The following is a 19,936-nucleotide window of genomic DNA, read 5'->3' on the forward strand; positions in this document are numbered from 1 at the left end:
TCGCTGCCCCGTCCCTGGCGTACGGGGTCTGTCGTCGGTAGATCTTCCCATCCGTCGCCGGGTGCGCTATCGCGCGCCCGCCTCCCAGTGCCGCTGGAGCTTGTTCATTCCGCCGATCCAGCGCTCGGGGTCGTCCGCGCGGTTCCGGTAGTAGTCGGCGACCTCGGGGTGCGGCAGCACGAGGAAACGGTCCTCGGCGATGGCGTCGAGGAGGGCGTCGGCGACGGCCTCGGGCTCCACGGCGGTGGGGACCAGCACGAGGTCGCCGGCCGAGCCGGTGGCGGCGAGCATGTCGGTGCGGACGCCCTGGGGGCAGATCGCGTGCACCTTGAGGCCGCGGTGGCGGTAGGTGAGCGAGAGCCATTCGGCGAAGGCGTAGGCGCCGTGCTTGGAGACGGAGTACGGGGCGGCGCCGATCATGGTGAGCAGCCCGGCGGCCGAGACGGTGGAGACGAAGCGGCCGGTGCCGCGCTCCAGCCAGTCGGGGAGCAGGGCGCGGGCGGCGCGGACGTGGGCCATGACGTTGACGTCCCAGGCGGCGGCCCAGACGGCCTCGTCGGCGAAGGCGTCGCCGGCGGAGGCGAGCCCGGCGTTGGCGCACCAGATGTCGACGGTGCCGCCGAGGGCGTGGCGGGCCTCGTCGACGATCGCGGACGCGTCGCCGGGGACGGCGACGGCGCCGAGCTCGGCGGCGACGGCCTCGGCGCGGCCGGGATCGAGGTCGTTGACGACGACGCGGGCGCCCTCGGCGGCGAAGCGGCGGGCGAGGGCGGCACCGATGCCGCCGCCCGCACCGGTGACGACGACGGCGGCGTCCCGGAGCTCGCGCGTGGTCGCGTTCATGGACCCCTCCAGGTGGTTCGGCTCGGTTCACGGTTCGGATGACTCGGGCAGACTAACCGGTCGGTATGGAGCGGTGGAAGACCCGGCGACCGCGACGCGCGGCTTCCGCACGCCTCGTTCCCCCGGGCCGTCAGGAGCGCTAGCCTGCGTGCCCATGTCACGCATGAGGCGGATGAAGCTGTCGCGTCGGGATCTGCTGGCGGCCGGAGGGGCCCTGACCGCCGGAGGGGCGCTGGCCGGGACGGCCTCCCCCGCGGCGGCGGCCCCCGGGCGGGGGCACGCGCGCGTACGGACCGGTTTCGAGCGGCTCGCGGCGGACGGGTACGCGCTCCTGGCCGGCGAGCGGGTCGGCGTCGTCACCAACCCGACCGGGATCACGCCGGACGCGCGGCACCTGGTGGACGTGATGCACGCCGACGAACGGGTGGACCTGGTGGCCGTGTTCGGCCCCGAGCACGGCTTCCGGGGCACCGCGCAGGCGGGCGGTTCGGAGGGCCGGTACGACGACCCGGCGACCGGACTGCCGGTCTACGACACGTATCTGAAGAGCGGGCAGCCGCTGGCGGACGTCTTCACCGCGTCCGGCGTCGACACGGTGGTCTTCGACATCCAGGACGCGGGCGCCCGCTTCTACACGTACATCTGGACGCTGTACGACTGCATGGTGGCGGCGGAGCTGGCCGGCAAGCGGTTCGTGGTCCTGGACCGGCCGAACCCGGTCAGCGGCCGGGCGGCCCTCGGCCCGGTCCTGGACCGGGCCTTCGCCACCTTCGTCGGACGCGAGCCCATCGCGCAGGCGCACGGGATGACGGTGGCGGAACTGGCGCTGCTGTTCAACGCCGAGTTCCTGGCCCGGCCGGTGGAGCTGGAGACGGTACGGATGACGGGGTGGCGGCGCGCGGACTTCTTCGACGCCACGGGGCTGCCGTGGGTGCCGCCGAGCCCGAACATGCCGACCCCGGAGACCGCGCTCGTCTACTCCGGCACCTGCCTCTTCGAGGGCACCAACCTCTCCGAGGGCCGGGGCACCACCCGCCCCTTCGAACTCCTCGGCGCGGAGGGTGTCGACCGCCGCTGGGCGGAGGCCGCGAACGCCCTGGAGCTGCCCGGAGTCCGCTTCCGCGAGGCGTACTTCGCGCCGACCTTCTCGAAGTTCCAGGGCCGCACGGTCGGCGGCGTCCAGCTCCACGTCCACGACCGCGGGACCTTCGACCCGGTCCGCACCGGCATCGCCCTCCTGGTCACCGCCCGCGCCTCCTGGTCCGGCTTCGCCTGGCGCCCCGACCACTGGATCGACAAGCTCACCGGCTCCGCCCGGGTCCGCACCCTGATCGACGCGGGCGCGGACGCCGACGAGGTCGTGGCCGCCTGGGCCGACGACCTGGCGGCCTTCCGGGCGGTGCGGCGGGAGCATCTGCTGTACCGGTGACGGAGGTCGCCCCCGCACAGGCCGAAATGCGCCGCCGAGGTCTGGGACTGGCCGGATCCGGGCATGCTGCCGGGGGGTTGCGGGACGCGGACCCCTGGGCGCTTCCTCGACGGGGAGGGACGGGCGGGCCGTGAGCGGGATGAGTGTGGATCCGTACCGGGAGATCGTCTTCGACAAGGACGGGGACGGTCCGGCCGGGCAGGCGGCCGAGCTGGTCGCGCTGGCGCGGCGGGGGGTGACGGATCTGGTGGTGTTCGCGCACGGCTGGAACAACTCGCCGTCCGGGGCCACCCGGTTGTACGCGGACTTCTTCGCGCCGTTCCCGGGGCTGCTGGCCCCGGGGGTGGAGGCGGGGTACGCGGGCGTGGTGTGGCCCTCGATGATGTTCAGCGACGAGCCGGTGCCGGACTTCCGGGCGCTGGTGACGACGCTGCCGGAGAAGGAGCGGACGATCGTCCGGCTCACCGAGCTGGTGGCGCTGGCCCCGGCCGAGGAGGCGGCGTTCGCGGAGTTCGGGGCGCTGCTGCGGGAGCTGGCGGACGTCGGCGGGGAGGGGGTCGCCGCGGACGGCGCGGTGCCGGACTTCCTGCTCGCGGACCCGGTGGAGACCTGTGCCGTGTTCACCGGCGCGCTGACGGCGGAGGTGCCGGAGACGCTGCTCGGGGACGGGCTCGGCCGGCTGTGGAAGGGCGGTCGCGAGGCGCTGCGGCAGGCCGCGTACTACGTGATGAAGAAGAGGGCGGGGCACGTCGGCGAGCGGGGGCTCGGGCCGCTGCTCGCCGAGGTGGCGCGGGCGGCGCCGGGACTGCGGGTGCACCTGGTGGGGCACAGCATGGGCGCCCGGCTCGTCGCGTACGCGCTGCGCGGGCTGCCGGGGGCGCTGCGGCCGGTCCGGTCGATGACACTGCTCCAGGGCGCCTTCTCGCACTACGCGTTCGCGGCCCGGCTGCCGCACGATCCGGGGCGGGCGGGGGCGCTGAAGGACCTGCAGCTGCGGGTGCGGGGGCCGGTGGTGGCCTGTCACTCGCGGCACGACACCGCGCTCGGGCTGCTGTATCCGCTGGCCTCCCGGGCGGCCCGGGACTCGGCGTCGCTCGCGGGGCCGCTGGGGCGGCTGGTGGTGCGCGACCCGCGGTGGGGGGCGATCGGCTGGGACGGCGTCCAGGGCGTGCCGGGGGCGGCGCGGCGGGTGCTGGCCACGGTGCTGCGGGACGGGGTTCCGGCCTCGGGGTGCGTGAGCGTGGACGTGGCGGAGGCGGTCCGCTCGCACAGCGACATCCTGCGTCCGGAGCTGGCCGGGGTGGTGGTCTCGGCGGCTCGGATCGGCCGCCGGTAGCGCGCGGCCGATGGCGTCTTCTCGCCAGAAGGCGCCCGTTCCGCCACCGGGCGGAACACGGGGAGGCCGCCGTTCGTCCCTCTGGTACCGCGGATGCGCGAAGGACCGCGAAGGACCAGCGACGGAGGTGGCGAGCGATGGCCGGTTTCCGGAGTCTCGCGAGACAGGTGCGCGACCAGGGGTGCGACACGGCACTGCGCAGATACTCGCTGCGCAAGTGCCTGGAGCGGTTCGCCCCCTACGGGCACCGGGCGACCTGGGACCACCTGTGCCGCAGGCACGGGTTCGGACCCGACGACCGGGAGCTCGATCCGGCGCGGCTGGTGGCCGCCCTGGAGGAGCTGGAGGAGGCGCGGACGGTCTGGCTGGCGTACGAGAAGGAGTTCGCCGCCCGGCGCCGGCGCGAGAAGCACGGCGGCCTGCGCGCCCTGGGGGCGCCGGACGACTGGCACCGGGCCGTGTGGGGCGGCAACGGGGTGGTGCGCTGCGGCGATCCGGCGGTCCATCCGACGGATCCGCTGCCCGAGGTGGTGCGGCGGCTGGTCACGGCGCTGAAGGACGACCCGGGCGAGGCGTGCCCGGTCTGCGCGGGGGCGCGGATCGCGTGGGCCGGCGAACCGGGTGAGGAGACCTGGTACGGACCGGTGTGCGGGGACTGCGGGGTCGAGGTGCCCCGGGCGGTCCTCACACCGGGGGCGCTGGCCCGGGCCCGGGAGGTACGCGGCCGGCCACTGGTCTCCGCGGCGTGACACGGCCGGGAGCGGCCCCTCCGCTCCAGGCGGCGCTGAACGGCACGCGGGGGCCCGGGGAGTCGGCGGCGGTGCCGCGCGATCCGGCGGCGCTCGCCGAGGCCGCGACGGAGGCGGTGGCGGCGGGAGCCCACGAGGTGCGGCTGCGGCCCCGGACGCCGTGCGGCGCGGGTTCGCTCTCGCCCCGGGTCGTGGGGCCCGCGCTGGCGGCGGTGCGACGGCTCGTCCGCGTCCCGGTGACGGTGCCGGCGGACGCGTGGGCCGAGCCCGATCCGGAGCGGCGGGTCGCGCGGATCCGCTCCTGGGAGACGCTGCCGGAGCTGGCCTGGGTGGCCTGGCACGAGCCGGGCGCCGAGGAGACGGCGGCGGCGCTGCTGGCGCGCGGGGTGGCGGTCGAGGCGGGCCTCCGCCCCGGCACCCCGGGACCGACCCGGTTCGCCCGCTCTCCCCTGGCGCCCCGGGTGCGGCGCATCGCGGTCGAGGTGCCGCCGGAGGAGGCGGCCGGTGCCCCGGCGGCGTGGCGTCGCGCGCTCGTGGCCGGGTCGAGCGGGGCGGCCGGAGCGATGGCCGGGGGCGAAGCCGGGCCGGAGGGGGCGGGCCGTGACTTCGCCGCGTGGGTTCTCCCGCTCGTGACGGGGCCGAGCGGGGCGGGGGCCGGGGGCGCTCCTCCGGGGCGGGCTCGGGCCTGGGGCGATGGGGTGCCCGTGACTGTGTACGGAACCGGGGCGGCGGCCTGGCCGGTGGTGGGCGCGGCGCGGCGGCTGGGCCTGCGCGGCCGGATCGGTCTGGAGGACACCCTCCTGCTGCCGGACGGGACCCGCGCCCGCTCCACGGCGGAGCAGGTGCGGGCCGTGCTGTCCGGACCCGTCTAGGTCGCTTCTTTCGGATCAGGCCGGGCTCGCGGCGACTGGCACGCACCCTCGCGGCCTTGTCGTCGGTCGCCGACTCCCCCGGCCACCGCTGGGAGGGCCACCGCGTCGACTCCCTCCTCCGCCTTGCGTGCGCACGCACCGGACGCCGCTCCCTGATCCGGCCTGATCCGATAGAAACGACCTAATCGCCCTCGGGCTCGCGGCGCAGCGGCAGCAGCCGGGAGCCGGCCATGCGCTCGCCGAAGACGTCGTCGGGGTTGGAGAGGACACAGGTCTCCAGGGAGAGGCAGCCGCAGCCGATGCAGTCCGTCAGGTGGTCGCGGAGCCGGCCGAGCTGCTTGATGCGGTCGTCGAGTTCGGCCCGCCAGGTGGCGGAGAGCCGGGACCAGTCCTCGCGGGTCGGCGTGCGCTCCTCCGGCAGCTCGGAGAGGGCGTCGCGGATCGTGGCGAGCGGGATGCCGACGCGCTGGGCGGCGCGGATGAAGGCGACCCGGCGCAGCGCGTCGCGCCCGTAACGGCGCTGGTTGCCGGCGGTGCGCCGGCTGACGATGAGCCCCTTGGACTCGTAGAAGTGAAGGGCGGAGACGGCGGCCCCGCTGCGGGCGGAGAGCTGGCCGACGGTGAGCTCGTGGATCTTCTCGGGAATCTGCGGCACCCCTCGAACCCTACTGGTCCGTTGACAGCGCGCCGCCCACCCCACATGCTGAGCAAGCGCTTAGACACAGACCGTTGGGTATGTCGTACGAGAAGGGACCAGGGACATGGCCGAGCCGAGGATCTTCACCTCCGCCGAGGAGCTGCGCGCGGGGGTCGGCGAGCAGCTGGGGCACAGCGACTGGCTGGAGATCGACCAGAAGCGCATCGACCTGTTCGCCGACGCCACGGGCGACCACCAGTGGATCCACGTGGACCCCGAGCGCGCCGCCTCGGGCCCCTTCGGCAGGACGATCGCGCACGGCTATCTGACCCTCTCCCTGCTGCCGCTCTTCGTCCCGCAGGTGCTGCGGGTCGAGGGCATGAAGATGGGCCTCAACTACGGCACGGAGAAGGTGCGTTTCCCCGCCCCCGTGCCGGTCGGCTCGCGGCTGCGCGCCACGGCGGTCCTCACGAAGGTGGAGGAGGCCGGCGGCGGGGTGCAGGTCACCGCGCGGGTGACCGTGGAGCGCGAGGGCGGCGACAAGCCGGTGTGCGTCGCCGAGTCCGTCTCCCGCTACTACTTCTGAGCCCGGTACCCCACCATGCGGAGCACGAGGTCGGCGTAGAAGGCGCCGACCTCGTCGGGCGTCCGGCGGCCCTGCACGTTGAACCATCGGGCCACGTCGATGCAGAGCGACAGCACCGCGACGGTGGTGCCGGCCGGGTCCGCCACGTCGAACTCGCCGGCCGCCACCCCCTCCTCGATGATCCGGCGCACCGTCGCCTCGGTCTCCCGGCGCAGCTCCACGATCTCGCCGCGGTGCTCGGAGCCGAGCGCGTCCAGCTCGTACTGGACGACCCGGGCGGTGGTGTGGCGCTCGGCGTGCCAGCGGACGAAGGAGCGGACGGCGTCGGCGAGCCGGTCGGAGGGGGCGCCGTCGCGGAGCTCGGCGGCCCGGAGGATCTCCAGGGCCCGGTCGTGGCCGATGCGGCTGATCCGGTGGAGCAGCTCTTCCTTGGTCTTGTAGTGGATGTACAGCGCGGCCGGGCTCATCCCGGCCCGGCCGGCGATGTCGCGGGTGGTGGTGGCGTGGTAGCCGCGTTCGGCGAACGCCTCGACGGCCGCGACCAGCAGCCTCCGGGCGGCCTCGGGCGCGACCTCGCCCCAGGCCACGTCCTCGCCGCCGGGCGTCTGCTCCGCCGTGCTCATCCCACACTCCTCCTCGGACCGGTCAGGACGAACACCATACAACGAAGCTGAGCAAGCGCTTAGGGATCCCGGCGCCGGATCGCCCGACGGGACGCCGGGGCTCCGGGTCTCCGGGCGGGACGTCCGGGGCTCCGGGCGGGACGTCCGGGGCTCCGGGCGGGACGTCCGGGGCTCCGGGCGGGACGTCCGGGGCTCCGGGCGGGACGTCCGGCTTCCGGGCGGGACACCGGATCGTCGCGCGGGCGGGCTCAGAGCTTCTGCTGGAAGGGGTCGTGTTCGGCGAGGAGCTTCTCCAGGCGTGCCTGGTCGACGCGGCTGACGATCCGCTCCGACTCCTGCCGGTCGCGGACCACCTTGGCGAGGGTGAAGGCGGAGGTGGTGAGGTAGAGGACGGAGATCCCGAGGAAGGCCCGCACCCAGGCGCTCGCCTCCAGCTGGTAGATCCCGATCGCGACGGCGGCGAGGGCGATCGCGAAGGAGATGACGGCCTGCGCGTGGTAGGCGCTGGTGTTCTGCTGCTTGACCTGTGACTCGCTCATGGGGACACGATCGGGCGGATGTGGCCGGCGCCACATCCGCCCGGATACTCAGGTCCGTACTCAGACCCGCCCCCGCTCGCGGGCGGGTCAGAAGGCCGAGACGCCGGTGAGCGCGCGGCCGATGATGAGCTTCTGAATCTGGCTGGTGCCCTCGTAGAGGGTCATCACGCGGGCGTCCCGCAGCAGCTTGCCGACGGGGTACTCGTCGATGTACCCGTATCCGCCGAAGACCTGGAGGGCGTTGTTGGCGGAGCGGACGGCGGCCTCGGAGGCGAACAGCTTGGCCTGGGAGGCGGCGGTGGCGAACTCCTCTCCCCGGTCGACGAGGTCGGCGACCCGCCAGGTCAGCAGCCGGGCCGCGTCCACGTCGACGGCGATGTCGCTGAGGAGTTCCTGGACGAGCTGGTACGAGGCGATGGGCCTGCCGAACTGCTCGCGCTCCCCCGCGTAGCGCACGGCGGCGTCGAGGGCGGCCTGGGCGATGCCGACGCAGCCCGCCGCGACCGACATCCGGCCCTTGGCGAGGGCGGACATGGCGACGGAGAAACCCTTCCCCTCGGGGCCGAGCAGGGCGGAGGCCGGGACCCGCACGCCCTCCAGGGCCAGTTCGGCGGTGGCCTGGCCGCGCAGGCCGAGCTTGCCGTGGATGGTGCGGCGGGTGAGGCCGGGGGTGTCGGTGGGGACGAGGAAGGCGGAGACGCCCTTGTGGCCGGGGGCGTCACCGGTCCGCGCGAAGAGCAGCACCACGTCGGCCCAGGTGCCGTTGGTGATGAACATCTTGGCGCCGTCGATCACGTAGTCGCCGCCGTCGCGGACGGCCCGGGTGCTCAGGTTGCCCGCGTCGGAACCGGTGCCGGGCTCGGTGAGGCCGAAGCAGCCGAGGGCGTCGCCGGAGGCGAGCCGGGGCAGCCAGGACCGCTTCTGCTCCTCGCTGCCCCAGGAGGCGATGGTCTTGGCGACCAGGCCGAGGGAGACGGAGACGATCCCGCGCACGGAGGAGTCGCCGCGCCCCAACTCCTCGGTGACGAGGCAGTACGAGAGGTGGTCGCCGCCGGAACCGCCGTACTCCTCCGGGATCGTGAGCCCGAGGAAGCCGACCGCGCCGAGCTTCTTCACGATCCCCCGGTCCACCTCCTCGGCGCGGTCCCAGGCGACGACGTGCGGGGCGACCTCGCGGGCGACGAAGTCCTCGGCGAGCCGGCGGACGTCCCGCTGCTCCTCGCTCAGCGCCAGATCCACGGTGCCACCTCACCCATCCCGTTAATTACCACTGCTAGTTTTATCGGTGCGGGCCTACTATGAGCGCCATGGCCCGACCGCGCAAGCCCCTGCTCAGCCGAGACCGCATCGTCGAGACGGCGGGCGCGCTCGTCGACGCGGAGGGGCTGGCCGCCCTCTCGACCCGGCGGCTCGCGGCCGAGCTCGGGGTGAGCGGGCCCTCCCTCTACAACCACTTCCGCACCAAGGACGAGATCCTGGACGCGGTCGCGGACGCGGTGAGCGCCAAGATCGACCTGTCGATGTTCGAGCCGGACGACCCGCGCGACTGGCGCACCGCCCTGCACGACTGGGCGCTGTCCTACCGGGCCGCCCTCGCCGACCATCCGCACATCGTCCCCGTCCTCGCCCAGGGCCCGGGCCGCCGTCCGGCGGGCCTCAAGGTCGCCGACGCGGTCTTCGGCGCGATGGTCCGGGCCGGCTGGTCGCCCGCCCAGGCCACCCACATCGGCGCCCTGATGCGGTACTTCGTCACCGGCTCGGCGCTCGGCTCCTTCGCGCGCGGCTTCGTCGACGACGAGACCGCGTACGACCCCGCCGACTACCCGCACCTCGGCCAGGCGCACCGCCTCGCGGAGCACCGCGAGAAGGTCGACGAGGGCGCCTTCACGACGGGCCTGCGCGCGCTGCTCGACGGCCTGGGGGCGCAGTACGAGCGGGAGGCGCACGTTTCGGGGCGGGCCGAAGCGTGAGCGCGGGATGCTGGGGCCATGGGAGCCAGTGATCTCGCCGCGTTCGCGGCGCTCTTCGCGGAGGAGAGCCGGGCCGCGATGCTGCTCGCCCTGCTCGACGGGCGGGCCTGGACGGCGGGGGAACTCGCCCGCCACGCGCGCGTGGCGCCGTCCACCGCGACCGAACACCTGGGGAAGCTCGTCGCGGGCGGGGTGCTCGCGGAGGAGCGGCAGGGCCGGCACCGGTACGTGCGGCTCGCCGGACCCGGGATCGCGCAGCTCGTCGAGGAGCTGGCCACCCTCGCCGGGCCGGGCGCGGACGAGCCGCCCCGGTCGCTGGCCGCCGCGAGCGCCGGGCGGGCGATGGCCCGGGGCCGCACCTGCTACGACCACCTCGCCGGGCGGCTCGGGACCGCCGTCACGGACGCGCTCACGGCACGCGGGCTGCTCCGCCAGGACACCGGGTTCGCCCTCACGGACGGCGGTCTGGAGTGGTTCGCGGGGCTCGGCATCCCGCTCGTGCCGAAGGGGCGGCGGCCGCTCGCGCGCGGCTGCCTGGACTGGACCGAGCGCCGCCCGCACCTCGCGGGGCTCGCGGGAGCGGCGCTGTGCGCGCACGCGCTGGACAGCGGCTGGTGCGTACGGATCGGGACCGCGCGAGCGGTGAAGGTCACCCCGGCCGGGGAGCGGGCGCTGCGGCGGGAGCTGGGGATCGAGGCGGAGGCGCTGCGGTGACGGCGACATCGCGGTGTGAGCTCCGGCCTGCGTGAGGGCGGGCGATATTGCGGTGTGGGCCGAAGGGTGGGGGTCCTACCGTCGGGGGCATGCCGAACTCCGTCTCCTCCGCCCGGCTCGCGGTCGCCGCCGCCGGGGTCACCGTGGTCCTGTGGGCCTCCGCCTTCGTCTCCATCCGCAGCGCCGGGGCGGCGTACTCCCCCGGCGCGCTCGCCCTCGGGCGGCTGCTCGCCGGGGCGCTGGTCCTCGGGGCCGTCCTGCTGGCCCGGCGCGAGGGGCTGCCGCCCAGGGCGGCCTGGCCGGGGATCCTGGTCTCCGGGCTGCTGTGGTTCGGGGTGTACATGGTGGTGCTGAACTGGGGCGAGCAGGAGGTGGACGCCGGGACGGCCGCGATGCTCGTGAACATCGGACCGATCCTGATCGCACTGCTCGGCGCCCGGTTCCTGGGCGAACGGCTGCCGCCGCGCCTGCTGGCCGGCATGGCGGTGTCCTTCGCCGGCGCGGTGGCCGTGGGGCTCTCGATGTCCGGCGAGGACGGCCACGCCTCGGTCCTGGGCGTCGCGCTCTGCCTGCTGGCGGCGGTGGCGTACGCGGGCGGGGTCGTGGCGCAGAAGCCCGCCCTGGCCCACGCGAGCGCGCTCCAGGTGACGACGTTCGGCTGCGCGATCGGCGCGGCGGCCTGTCTGCCGTTCGCCGGGCAGCTGGTGACGGAGGCGGCGCGGGCGCCGCTGTCGGCGACCGCGAACATGGTCTACCTCGGGGTGTTCCCGACCGCGCTCGCCTTCACGACCTGGGCGTACGCGCTGGCGCGGACGACCGCGGGCCGGATGGGCGCGACCACCTACGCCGTGCCCGCCCTGGTCGTCCTGATGGCCTGGGCGCTGCTCGGCGAGCTGCCCGGGGCGCTGACGCTGCTGGGCGGCGCGCTGTGCCTGGCGGGGGTGGCGGTGTCCCGGTCCCGCCCGCGCGGGTCCGCCGCCCCGGCGTCAGGAGCGGGCGCCGGCCCGAAGGAGGCCGCGGGCGAACGTCGCGAGTGAGGCGCCGATCCGCTCGACGGAGAGCCCGAGTTCGTGCCGCTGGAAGGCGAACAGCTCGGGCGAGAGCGGGGCGAGCACGGTGTCGACGAGGGCGTCGGGGTCCTCGGCGCCGTGGGCGACGAGCAGGGTGCGGACGTGGACCCGCCAGAAGCCGTACGCGCCGGTGCGGAAGCGTTCGGGGCCGGTCTCCGCGCCGAGCGCCAGCGGGAGGTGCTTCTCCAGGAGGTCGAGCATCGCGAGGTAGAACGCGGCGAGCCGCTCCCCCGCGGGCGCCCCCGGCCCCAGCGGCGGTGGGCCGTAGACGAGTTGGCCCTGGAGCAGACGCTCGTGCTCGTCGAGCAGCGCCACCGCGACCGAGGCCGGGTCGGGGAAGCTGCGGTAGAGGGTGGCGCGGCCGACGCCGGCGGCCTTGGCGATGCGGTCCATGGTGACGGTCCGCGGGTCGCCCTCGGAGAAGAGCCGTTCGGCCGCGGCGAGGATCTGGGCGCGGTTGCGCTCGGCGTCGGCGCGGCGACGCGGGGCGGTGGCCGGGCGCGCGTCGATCTGGAGGTCGCCCGCGGCCAGCAGGTCGCCCGTGGGCAGCGGGTCGCCGGCCGGCCCGAGAACGCCGATCAGATCCCGCTCGGCGGGGGTGGGGCGGTCCGCCGGACGGCGGGCCGCCCCCTTCGTCTTCTGCCCGGGGTCCGCCGCGGGACCGCGCCGCTCGTGGTCACTCATGGTCCGACCCTACTTCTCCTTCACCCAAGCGGACACCTTGTCCGCTTGGGTTTCCCTGTGGCACCCTAAATGGACACGGCGTCCGCTTGCGGGGTTCGTCGTCCTGCCCTGCCCGGCCGTTCCACGAGGGAGACCCCTGATGCACACCGCTCTGCTCGCCGTCGCGCTCCTCGTCGGCTGCCTCCTCGCCGTCCAGGCGTCGGCCAACCTCCAGCTCAACTCCGCCGTCGGCACCCCGTACGGCGCCTCGACGCTCCAACTGGGCGTCGCCACCACCCTGCTGGCCGCCCTGGCGCTGGCCGCCGGGACCCTCGGCGCGCTGGGCAGACTTCCGGACGTACCCCCCTGGCAACTGCTCGGCGGGCTGGCCAGCCCGCTCTACATCACGAGCGGCATCCTGCTCTTCCCCCGGCTGGGCGCCCTGGCGAGCGTCGGTCTCTTCGTCACCGGCCAGATGTTCGCCTCGCTCGCCCTCGACCTCTTCGGCCTGCTCGGCCTGGAGCGGCAGCCGCTCGGCGCCGGGACGGTCCTCGGCGCGGCCGCCGTCCTCGCCGGCATCGTCGTGATCATCCGGGGCGGACGCGGCGCGGCCCCAGCGGGCGCCGCCGGACTCTCGGCCGCCGCCCGGACGGGCTGGCTCGCCCTCGGAATCGTCGCGGGCGGGGTGCTGCCGGTGCAGGGCGCGGTCAACGCCCAGCTGCGGGAACGGCTCGACGCACCGCTCACCGTCGCCGTGATCAGCTTCGCCGTCGCAACCTTCACCATCGCCGTCGTCCTGCTGGTGCTGCGGGCCACCCGTCGCACCCCGGCCCCGCGCGTCGCCCCGCTGAAGAAGATGCCCTGGTGGGGCTGGCTCGGGGGCGCGTGCGCGGCCGCGTACGTCACCGGCACCTTCCTGCTCATACCGGCCATCGGTGCCGCCGTGACCATCGCGCTCACCGTGACGGGCCAGCAGCTCACCTCGGCCCTCATCGACCACAAGGGGCTCTTCCGGCTGCCCGGGCGCCCCCTCACCCGGCCGCGCGCGCTCGGTCTCGCCCTGCTGCTCGCCGGCTCGCTCACCATCCAGCTCGCCTGAGCACCCCGCCTCGGCGAACGCCCCACCCGCGCCTGAACGCACGCCCCACGCCCGCCTGACCGAGGCTGAACGCACGCCCCACGCACGCCTGACCACGGCTGAACGCACGCCTCAACCACGCCCGTCGAAGGGAACCCGGTCATGTCCGAGAACAGCATCGAGAACACCACCGCAGCCGAGCCGGCCGCGTCGCCCGCCGCGGTCGAGACTCCGCCGCCCGGGGTGATCGTCGTCCACTCCGACCTCTGGTGCTCGTTCGCGCACCTCGCGATCCACCGGCTGCACACCACCCGGGCCCGGCTCGGCCTGGAGGACCGGGTCGCCTTCGACCTGCGCGCCTTCCCGCTGGAGCTGCTCAACGACGCGCCGAGCCCGCGCCCCGGCACGGACAGCGAGGTGGCCCGGATGGCCTCGCTGGAGCCGGCGGCGGGATGGCAGCTGTGGCAGGCGAAGGACTGGCTCTACCCGTCCACGACCCTGCCCGCCCTCGAAGCGGTGCTCGCCGCCAAGGAGCAGTCCCTGCGGGCCTCGGAGCTCCTCGACCTGGGGCTGCGCCGCGCCTTCTGGGCCGAGTCCCGGTGCGTGAGCAACCGGCGGGTCATCCTGGACGTCGCCAAGGAGACCGGGGCGGTCGACGTGGTCGCGCTGGAGGAGGCCCTGGACGACGGACGGGCCCGCCGCGCGCTCGCCGACCAGACCGCCCTGTCCCGGACCGACGCCGTCCGGTGCAGCCCGCACCTCTTCCTGCCGGACGGCACCGACGTCGCCAACCCCGGCGTCGACGTGGGCTGGGAGGGCGCGTACGGCGTCGGCTGGCCGGTGGTGCACGGCGACGACCCGCGGGTGTACGAGGACATCCTGCTGCGGGCCGCCGCCTGAGCCCCACTCCGGGGCCGTCCTCCGGGTCCGCGCTCCGGAGGACGTGCTCCCGGGGTCAGAAGACGACGAGGGCGCGGCCGCCCTTGCCCGCGAGCATGGCGTCGAAGGCGCCGGGGATGCCGTCCAGGGTGATCCGCTCGGTGACGAGGGCGCCCAGGTCGAAGCGGCCCTCCCGGATGTGCCCGGCGATGACGGGCAGGTCGGCGGCCGGGTCCGAGTTGCCGTACACGCAGCCGGCCAGGGTGCGGCCCCAGTGGAAGATCTCCAGGGCGTGGAAGGAGACCTGCTGGTCCTTGCCGCCGATGCCGACGACGGTGGTCCGGCCGCCGCGCCGGGTGGACTCCCAGGCGGTCCGGATGGTGACGGCGCGGCCGACGCACTCCACGGCCACGTCGACGCCGTTCCCGCCGGTCAGCTTCCGGATCTCACGGGCGGTGGTCTCCGAGGCCACCACGTACTCCGTGGCCCCGGCGGCCCGTGCCAGCTCCTCCTTCTCCGGGGAGACGTCCACCGCGACGATCGTGGAGGCCCCGGCGATCCGGGCGGCCTGGAGGGTGGCGAGGCCGACGCCTCCGACGCCGAAGACGGCGACGGTCTCGCCCGCCCGGACCCGGGCCGCGTGGTGGACGGCGCCCCAGCCGGTGAGGACGGCGCAGCCGAGCAGGGCGGCGTCGGTGAGCGGTATGCACTCCGGGAGGGGCAGCACGCAGTTCGCGGAGACGACGGTCTCCTCGGCGAAGGCCGCCACGTTGAGGCCCGGGTGCAGGTCGCGCCCGTCGGCGGCGCGGGCGTGCACCTCCGCGGCGCCGTTCAGGGCGTTGACGCAGAGCCACACCTCGCCGAGCGAGCAGGGGTGACAGGCGCCGCAGGACGGCGCCCAGTTGAGCACCACGCCGTCGCCGGGGGCGACATGGGTCACCCCCTCGCCGACGGAGACGACGGTGCCGGCGCCCTCGTGGCCGAGGACGGCCGGGACGGGGAGGCGCATGGTGCCGTTGGTCAGTGACAGGTCGGAGTGGCAGACGCCGGCCGCGGCGAGCCGGATCCGGACCCGGCCTGGGCCGGGCTCGGGCAGCTCGATGCCGGTGATCTCCAGCGGGGCACCGACGGCGGGCAGGACGGCGGCACGGATCACGGGTGTCTCCTTACTGCGGGCGGGTCGGGGCTCAGAACTGGAGGGACTTGGTCTGGAGGTACTCGGCGAGGCCGTGTGCGCCGAGTTCCCGGCCGACACCGGAGCGCTTCCAGCCGCCGAAGGGGGCGAGCGGGTTGAACCGGCCGCCGTTGATGTCGACCTGGCCGGTCTCCATGCGGCGGGCGAAGGCGACCGCCTCGGTCTCCTCGCCCCAGACGGCGCCGCCGAGGCCGTACTCGGTGCCGTTGGCGATCGCGAGGGCCTCCTCCTCGTCCTCGTACCGGAGGAGGGAGACGACCGGTCCGAAGATCTCCTCCTGGGCGATGGTCATCCCGGGGGTGACGTCGGCAAAAACCGTCGGGGAGACGTAGTAGCCGGTCTCCAGGGGGGCCTCGGTGCCGCCGGCGACCAGTCGGGCGCCCTCTTCGACGCCCTTCTCGATGTAGCCGCGGACCCGGTCGCGCTGGCGGGCGCTGACCAGCGGGCCGAGGCGCTCGCCGGGGACGTACTTGGCGGCGGCCTCGGCGGCGAGGGCCACCGCCTCCTCGTACCGCTCGGCGGGGACCAGCATCCGGGTCCAGGCGCTGCACGTCTGGCCGGAGTTGGACATGACGTTGGCGACGCCGGCGGCGACGGCCCTGGCGAGGTCGGCGCTGGGCAGGATCACGTTGGCGGACTTGCCTCCGAGTTCCAGGGCGACCCGCTTCACGGCGCCGCCGGCGAGGGCGCCGATGCGGCGGCCGACGGCGGTGGAGCCGGTGAAGGAGACGAGGTCGACGCCGGGGTGTTCGGCGAGGGCCTGCCCGGCGACCGTGCCGAGGCCGGTGACCAGGTTGAAGACGCCGGCCGGGAGACCCGCGTCGTGGACGGCCTCGGCGAAGAGCTGGGCGGTGAGCGGGGTGTCCTCGGCCGGCTTGAGGACCGTGGTGCAGCCGGCGGCGAGGGCCGGGGCGACCTTGGCGACGATCTGGTGGAGCGGGTAGTTCCAGGGCGTGATGGCGGCGACGACGCCGACCGGCTCCGCGTAGACGGTGGAGTTGCCGACCTTCTCCACGAACGGGTGGGTGGCGGCCAGTTCGGCGTACGAGCCGGCGACCGCGACCGGCAGTCCGGCGTGTACGGCGGCGGCGAGCTTCGGCGGGGCGCCGAGCTCGGCGGTGACGGTGGCGGCGATCTCCTCGGCGCGGGCGGCGAGCGCGTCGCGCAGGGCGGCGATCCGGGCGGCCCGCTCGGCGGGCGGGGTGGCGGCCCAGCCCGGCAGCGCGGCGCGGGCGGCGCGCACGGCGGCGTCGACGTCCTCGGCGGTGCCGGCCGGCACATGGGCGATGACCTGCTCGGTCACCGGATCGGTGACGGGGATCGTCCCGGAGGTGGACGCGGGCCGCCACTCCCCACCGATGTACATCGCGTTGTGGGCCTTCATCAGCTTCCCCATTCCCGGTCCGCTCGACCGCTCGCCTGCGGCGGGGCCGATCCGCACGGCTCCGCCGCCCCAAACTAGCGCTGTTAGTTTTAGGGCGCCAGGGGCTCTCGGCGTGGGACGGATCTCATCGCGGAGCGGACGTGGGGCGGGTCGCTCGGCGGGGCGCCGGCGGCGGACCGGACGGACGGACGCGGAACGACCCCGCGCCGGGGCCGGCCGACCCCGCCGGGGCGACGGTACCCGACACGGGGCCGGTGCCGTCCGTGCGGTTCAGATCGTCTTGTCGACACCGGTGAGGTGGGCGAAGACGACGATGTTGGCGTCGTAACCGGAGCCCCGGTCGTATGCCCCGCCGCAGGTCAGCAGGCGCAGCTCGGGCCGGGAGGTGGAGCCGTACACCTCCTTGTCGGGGAAGGCGGACTTCGGGTACGTGCGCACCTTGTCCACGGTGAAGACGGCGACCCGCCCGTCGGCGCGGGCGACCCGGACGGTGTTGCCGGGGCCGAGCGAGTCGAGGTCGAGGAAGACGGCCGGTCCGGTCAGGGTGTCGCGGTGGCCGACCAGCACGGCCGTGCCGCGCTCGCCGGGCGCGGGGCCGCGGGCGTACCAGCCGACCTTCTGCGGGTCGTCGACCGGCGGCACCCCCAGCCGTCCCTCGCGGTCGAGGCCGAGGTCGAGGGTGGGCGCCTCGATGGTGATCGCGGGCACGGCGACGAGGGTGGGCCGGGAGCGGCCGAGCGGGGCGGGAGGTGCGGGCGGCTTCTCGCGGACCTCGGCCCGGGCGGTGGCGCCGGACCGGCTCGACGTCGCCCCGGCGGCCTTCGCGGCCGCGCCCGTCCGGCTCCGGGCCGCCTCCGCGCGGTCGGTGCCGGCCGGGGCGCCGGCGGCGGGCGCCGCGGCCGACGCCCCGGCGTCGGGCTTGGCGTCGGCCCCGGCGACGGGCTGCCGGTCGGCGGGGTCCCCGTCCGCGGTCCACCACACGCCCCCGGTCACCAGGACCGTGGCCAGCGCCACGGTCCTGGTGAGCCGGAGGAGGCGTCGCTGCCGGCGCGTGAGGCGGGCCTTACGCCGCGCCATCGTTGCGGCGGCGCGAACGGCGGATCAGCACCAGGCCGACGGTGCCCGCGAGGCCGGCGGTGACGGCCGCGCCGACCCCGAAGGCGGAGGCGTCCTCGTCGGCCGCGATCTCGGCACTGCCGCCGCCGCCTGCGCCGACCGGGCCGTGCGGGGGCTTGTGGTGCCCGTGCCCGCCGTTGCCGTTGCCGTTGCCGTTGTCGCAGTCGACCTGGAAGACCTTGTGCTTGCCGGCGCCCTGCTCGCCGGCGAAGTTCCAGGTGAGCTTGTACATGCCGTCGGGCAGGCTGTAGTCGTCGGCGGTGCGGCCGGTGCCGGTCGGAAGCGTGAAGCCGCCGCTCAGGGAGGCGCCGCCGGGCTTGGCTGGCTGGGGCTCGATCTTCCAGGTGATCTCCTGGTCCTCGTCGAAGTTGAAGGCGGCGAGGTAGAACTTGCAGACCTTGGGGTCGTTGCGCTGGTCGTTCGCCGGGGTGGACCTCTTGTGGATCTTCACGTCGCCGTTGTCGCCGGGAGCGGCGTAGGCGGGCTGGCCGGCGCCGAGGAGGGCGAGACCGGCCAGGGCGAGACCGGACGCGGCGGCGAGGGGGCGGGCGGTGCGAGCACGCATGCGTGTTCCTCCGTGAACTGTCGTCGGACATTTCAACCGATAATCCGACTATCTGTCACGAGAGGGACACGCACGGTCGCGACATGCGCAAGCCCCGCGGCCGGTCCCCCGTCCGGCCCAGGCCGTCAGACGATGCCGAAGAGGATCGCCGCCGCGAGGACGACCAGCGAGGTGAGCGCCGCCCACTTCACGGTGAACCGGGTGTGGTCGCCGAACTCCACCTTCGCCATGCCGACCAGCACGTACACGGCCGGGACCAGCGGGCTCGACATGTGCAGGGCCTGGCCGACCAGCGAGGCGCGGGCGATCTCCAGCGGCGAGACGCCGTGCGCGGCACCGGCCTCGGCGAGCACGGGGAGGACGCCGAAGTAGAAGCCGTCGTTCGACATGAAGTAGGTGAGCGGCAGGCTCAGCAGACCGGTCACGAGCGCCATGTGCGGGCCCATCGCGTCCGGGATGGCGCCGACCAGCCAGTCGGCCATGTGCTTGACCATGCCGGTGCCCGTGAGGACGCCGGTGAAGACGGCGGCGGCGAAGACCATGCCGGCGACGTTGAGGACGTTCTCCGCGTGGGCGGCCAGGCGCTCCTTCTGCTCGGCGGGGCGCGGGTAGTTCACGGTGAGCGCGAGCGCGGCGCCGAGGAGGAAGAGGACCGGGATCGGCAGCAGCTCCAGGATCATCGCCGTGAGCAGGGCGACCGTGAGGGCGGCGTTGAACCAGTACAGCCGGGGCCGGAGGGTGGCGCGGTGCGGGTCGAGGCCCTGGAAGCCGGGGACGGCCGGGTCCTGGTCCGGCGCACCGGAGCCGCCCGGGGCGGCGGGGCCGGAGCCGCCGGCCGCGCCGCCCGCCCGCTTCGCCGGCCGGCCCGCGCCCCGGCCCGTCGCCTCGTCCGCTCCCCCGCCGGCGCCGACCAGGACGGTCTCGCCGTCGGTCTCGGTGGCGAGGGCCTGGTCGAGGGTGAGGTAGCCGATCCGCTTCCGCTCGCGGCGGCCGAGGACGTACGCGAGGGCGATCACGAAGACCAGGCCGACCGCGAGGGCCGGGATCATCGGGACGAAGATGTCGCCGGCGTCGAGCTTGAGCGCGGTCGCGGCGCGGGCGGTGGGACCGCCCCAGGGCAGGGTGTTCATCACGCCGTTGGCCGTGGCCGCCACGCCGGTGAGGACGACGAGGCTCATGCCGAGCCGCTTGTAGAGCGGGTACATCGCCGAAACCGTGATCATGAAGGTGGTGGAGCCGTCCCCGTCGAGGGAGACGATCGCCGCGAGCACCGCCGTGCCGACGACCACGCGGACCGGGTCGGCCTTGCAGAAGCGCAGGATGGCCCGGACGATCGGGTCGAAGAGACCGACGTCGATCATGACGCCGAAGTAGACGATCGCGAACATCAGCATCGCCGCGGTGGGAGCCAGCTTGCTCACGCCGTCGATGACGTAGTCGCCGAGCTGCGCGCCCTGCCCGACGGCGACGCAGAACAGGGCGGGGATCAGGACGAGCGCCGCGATCGGCGACATCTTCTTCAGCATGATCAGGACCAGGAAGGTCGCGATCATGGCGAAGCCGAGGACGGTCAGCATGGAGGCACCTCACGTTCACCGTTGAACAGCCGCCGAGCGGCGGTCCGGATGACCGTAGGTGCCCCCTTCCGGCCTCAACAAGGGGTCGGCGCGTGAGCAATACGAGCAAAA

The 19,936-nt window shown here is 74.8% G+C and carries 21 protein-coding genes; 10 read left to right on the forward strand and 11 right to left on the reverse strand.

The window, feature by feature from the left end; genetic code table 11:
- Positions 1–66 precede the first annotated feature (66 nt).
- Positions 67–843, reverse strand: a complete 777-nt coding sequence (locus tag ABFY03_RS08520) for an SDR family oxidoreductase (RefSeq protein ID WP_346169605.1) — start codon at positions 841–843, stop codon at positions 67–69.
- 172 nt (positions 844–1,015) lie between these two features.
- On the opposite strand from ABFY03_RS08520, the gene ABFY03_RS08525 reads away from it, so the two are divergent.
- The 4 genes from ABFY03_RS08525 to ABFY03_RS08540 all read left to right on the forward strand — a co-directional run bounded on the left by ABFY03_RS08525 (position 1,016) and on the right by ABFY03_RS08540 (position 5,229).
- On the forward strand, positions 1,016–2,272 hold the full coding sequence (locus tag ABFY03_RS08525) for an exo-beta-N-acetylmuramidase NamZ family protein (protein ID WP_319013176.1): 1,257 nt from the start codon (positions 1,016–1,018) through the stop codon (positions 2,270–2,272).
- Between the two features lie 139 nt (positions 2,273–2,411).
- Positions 2,412–3,608 (forward strand): lipase family protein, encoded by a 1,197-nt coding sequence (locus tag ABFY03_RS08530; RefSeq protein WP_346172217.1) that lies wholly within the window; start codon positions 2,412–2,414, stop codon positions 3,606–3,608.
- 137 nt (positions 3,609–3,745) lie between these two features.
- Positions 3,746–4,357: a hypothetical protein gene (locus tag ABFY03_RS08535; RefSeq protein WP_346169606.1), complete on the forward strand. Its 612-nt coding sequence runs from the start codon at positions 3,746–3,748 to the stop codon at positions 4,355–4,357.
- Complete coding sequence (locus ABFY03_RS08540; protein ID WP_346169607.1) at positions 4,354–5,229, forward strand: 3-keto-5-aminohexanoate cleavage protein; 876 nt, start codon at positions 4,354–4,356, stop codon at positions 5,227–5,229. The genes ABFY03_RS08535 and ABFY03_RS08540 overlap by 4 nt, the downstream gene beginning before the upstream one ends.
- A gap of 181 nt (positions 5,230–5,410) precedes the next feature.
- Here ABFY03_RS08540 and soxR read toward each other — a convergent pair whose 3' ends face one another.
- Positions 5,411–5,884, reverse strand: coding sequence for a redox-sensitive transcriptional activator SoxR (gene soxR / locus ABFY03_RS08545; protein ID WP_319007974.1), 474 nt, complete (start codon positions 5,882–5,884; stop codon positions 5,411–5,413).
- A gap of 106 nt (positions 5,885–5,990) precedes the next feature.
- On the opposite strand from soxR, the gene ABFY03_RS08550 reads away from it, so the two are divergent.
- Entirely contained in the window at positions 5,991–6,452 is a 462-nt protein-coding gene (locus ABFY03_RS08550; RefSeq protein WP_031011190.1) for a MaoC family dehydratase, read from the forward strand.
- Here ABFY03_RS08550 and ABFY03_RS08555 read toward each other — a convergent pair.
- The 3 genes from ABFY03_RS08555 to ABFY03_RS08565 all read right to left on the reverse strand — a co-directional run bounded on the left by ABFY03_RS08555 (position 6,443) and on the right by ABFY03_RS08565 (position 8,853).
- Positions 6,443–7,075, reverse strand: coding sequence for a TetR/AcrR family transcriptional regulator (locus ABFY03_RS08555; protein WP_319007973.1), 633 nt, complete (start codon positions 7,073–7,075; stop codon positions 6,443–6,445). The genes ABFY03_RS08550 and ABFY03_RS08555 overlap by 10 nt on opposite strands.
- A gap of 248 nt (positions 7,076–7,323) precedes the next feature.
- Positions 7,324–7,614 carry a YiaA/YiaB family inner membrane protein gene (locus ABFY03_RS08560; RefSeq protein ID WP_319007972.1) on the reverse strand — a complete coding sequence of 97 codons (291 nt, stop codon included), beginning with the start codon at positions 7,612–7,614 and terminating at the stop codon, positions 7,324–7,326.
- Positions 7,615–7,701: 87 nt separating this feature from the next.
- Positions 7,702–8,853, reverse strand: coding sequence for an acyl-CoA dehydrogenase family protein (locus tag ABFY03_RS08565; RefSeq protein WP_319007971.1), 1,152 nt, complete (start codon positions 8,851–8,853; stop codon positions 7,702–7,704).
- Positions 8,854–8,921: 68 nt separating this feature from the next.
- Between ABFY03_RS08565 and ABFY03_RS08570 the strand changes: the two genes are divergently transcribed.
- From ABFY03_RS08570 to ABFY03_RS08580, 3 genes are all read left to right on the forward strand, one after another.
- A complete protein-coding gene (locus tag ABFY03_RS08570; protein ID WP_319007970.1) occupies positions 8,922–9,584 on the forward strand; it encodes a TetR/AcrR family transcriptional regulator in 663 nt (220 codons plus the stop codon).
- Between the two features lie 18 nt (positions 9,585–9,602).
- Positions 9,603–10,298 carry an ArsR/SmtB family transcription factor gene (locus ABFY03_RS08575; protein WP_346169608.1) on the forward strand — a complete coding sequence of 232 codons (696 nt, stop codon included), beginning with the start codon at positions 9,603–9,605 and terminating at the stop codon, positions 10,296–10,298.
- Between the two features lie 89 nt (positions 10,299–10,387).
- Positions 10,388–11,335 (forward strand): DMT family transporter, encoded by a 948-nt coding sequence (locus ABFY03_RS08580; RefSeq protein ID WP_319007968.1) that lies wholly within the window; start codon positions 10,388–10,390, stop codon positions 11,333–11,335.
- Here the strand turns inward: ABFY03_RS08580 and ABFY03_RS08585 are convergent.
- Positions 11,285–12,052: a TetR/AcrR family transcriptional regulator gene (locus ABFY03_RS08585; protein ID WP_386723694.1), complete on the reverse strand. Its 768-nt coding sequence runs from the start codon at positions 12,050–12,052 to the stop codon at positions 11,285–11,287. The genes ABFY03_RS08580 and ABFY03_RS08585 overlap by 51 nt on opposite strands.
- A 139-nt stretch (positions 12,053–12,191) precedes the next feature.
- Here ABFY03_RS08585 and ABFY03_RS08590 point away from each other — a divergent pair, with 139 nt between their 5' ends.
- Together ABFY03_RS08590 and ABFY03_RS08595 are read left to right on the forward strand one after the other, a co-directional pair.
- A complete protein-coding gene (locus ABFY03_RS08590; RefSeq protein ID WP_346169609.1) occupies positions 12,192–13,130 on the forward strand; it encodes a DMT family transporter in 939 nt (312 codons plus the stop codon).
- 141 nt (positions 13,131–13,271) lie between these two features.
- The gene (locus ABFY03_RS08595; protein WP_346169610.1) at positions 13,272–14,009 is read left to right on the forward strand and encodes a DsbA family oxidoreductase; all 738 of its coding nucleotides are present in this window, start codon (positions 13,272–13,274) and stop codon (positions 14,007–14,009) included.
- Between the two features lie 55 nt (positions 14,010–14,064).
- On the opposite strand, the gene ABFY03_RS08600 is transcribed toward ABFY03_RS08595, so the two are convergent.
- From ABFY03_RS08600 to ABFY03_RS08620, 5 genes are all read right to left on the reverse strand, one after another.
- Complete coding sequence (locus ABFY03_RS08600) at positions 14,065–15,144, reverse strand: Zn-dependent alcohol dehydrogenase (protein WP_346169611.1); 1,080 nt, start codon at positions 15,142–15,144, stop codon at positions 14,065–14,067.
- 31 nt (positions 15,145–15,175) lie between these two features.
- On the reverse strand, positions 15,176–16,567 hold the full coding sequence (locus ABFY03_RS08605) for an aldehyde dehydrogenase family protein (RefSeq protein WP_346172218.1): 1,392 nt from the start codon (positions 16,565–16,567) through the stop codon (positions 15,176–15,178).
- Between the two features lie 270 nt (positions 16,568–16,837).
- Positions 16,838–17,644: a class F sortase gene (locus ABFY03_RS08610; protein WP_346169612.1), complete on the reverse strand. Its 807-nt coding sequence runs from the start codon at positions 17,642–17,644 to the stop codon at positions 16,838–16,840.
- A complete protein-coding gene (locus ABFY03_RS08615; protein ID WP_346169613.1) occupies positions 17,631–18,248 on the reverse strand; it encodes a hypothetical protein in 618 nt (205 codons plus the stop codon). Before ABFY03_RS08615 ends, ABFY03_RS08610 begins: the two co-directional genes overlap by 14 nt.
- A 125-nt stretch (positions 18,249–18,373) precedes the next feature.
- Positions 18,374–19,825: a CitMHS family transporter gene (locus ABFY03_RS08620; protein ID WP_346169614.1), complete on the reverse strand. Its 1,452-nt coding sequence runs from the start codon at positions 19,823–19,825 to the stop codon at positions 18,374–18,376.
- Between the last annotated feature and the right edge of the window lie 111 nt (positions 19,826–19,936).

Origin of the sequence: Streptomyces roseofulvus (assembly GCF_039534915.1) — a bacterium.
Taxonomy (GTDB): domain Bacteria; phylum Actinomycetota; class Actinomycetes; order Streptomycetales; family Streptomycetaceae; genus Streptomyces; species Streptomyces roseofulvus.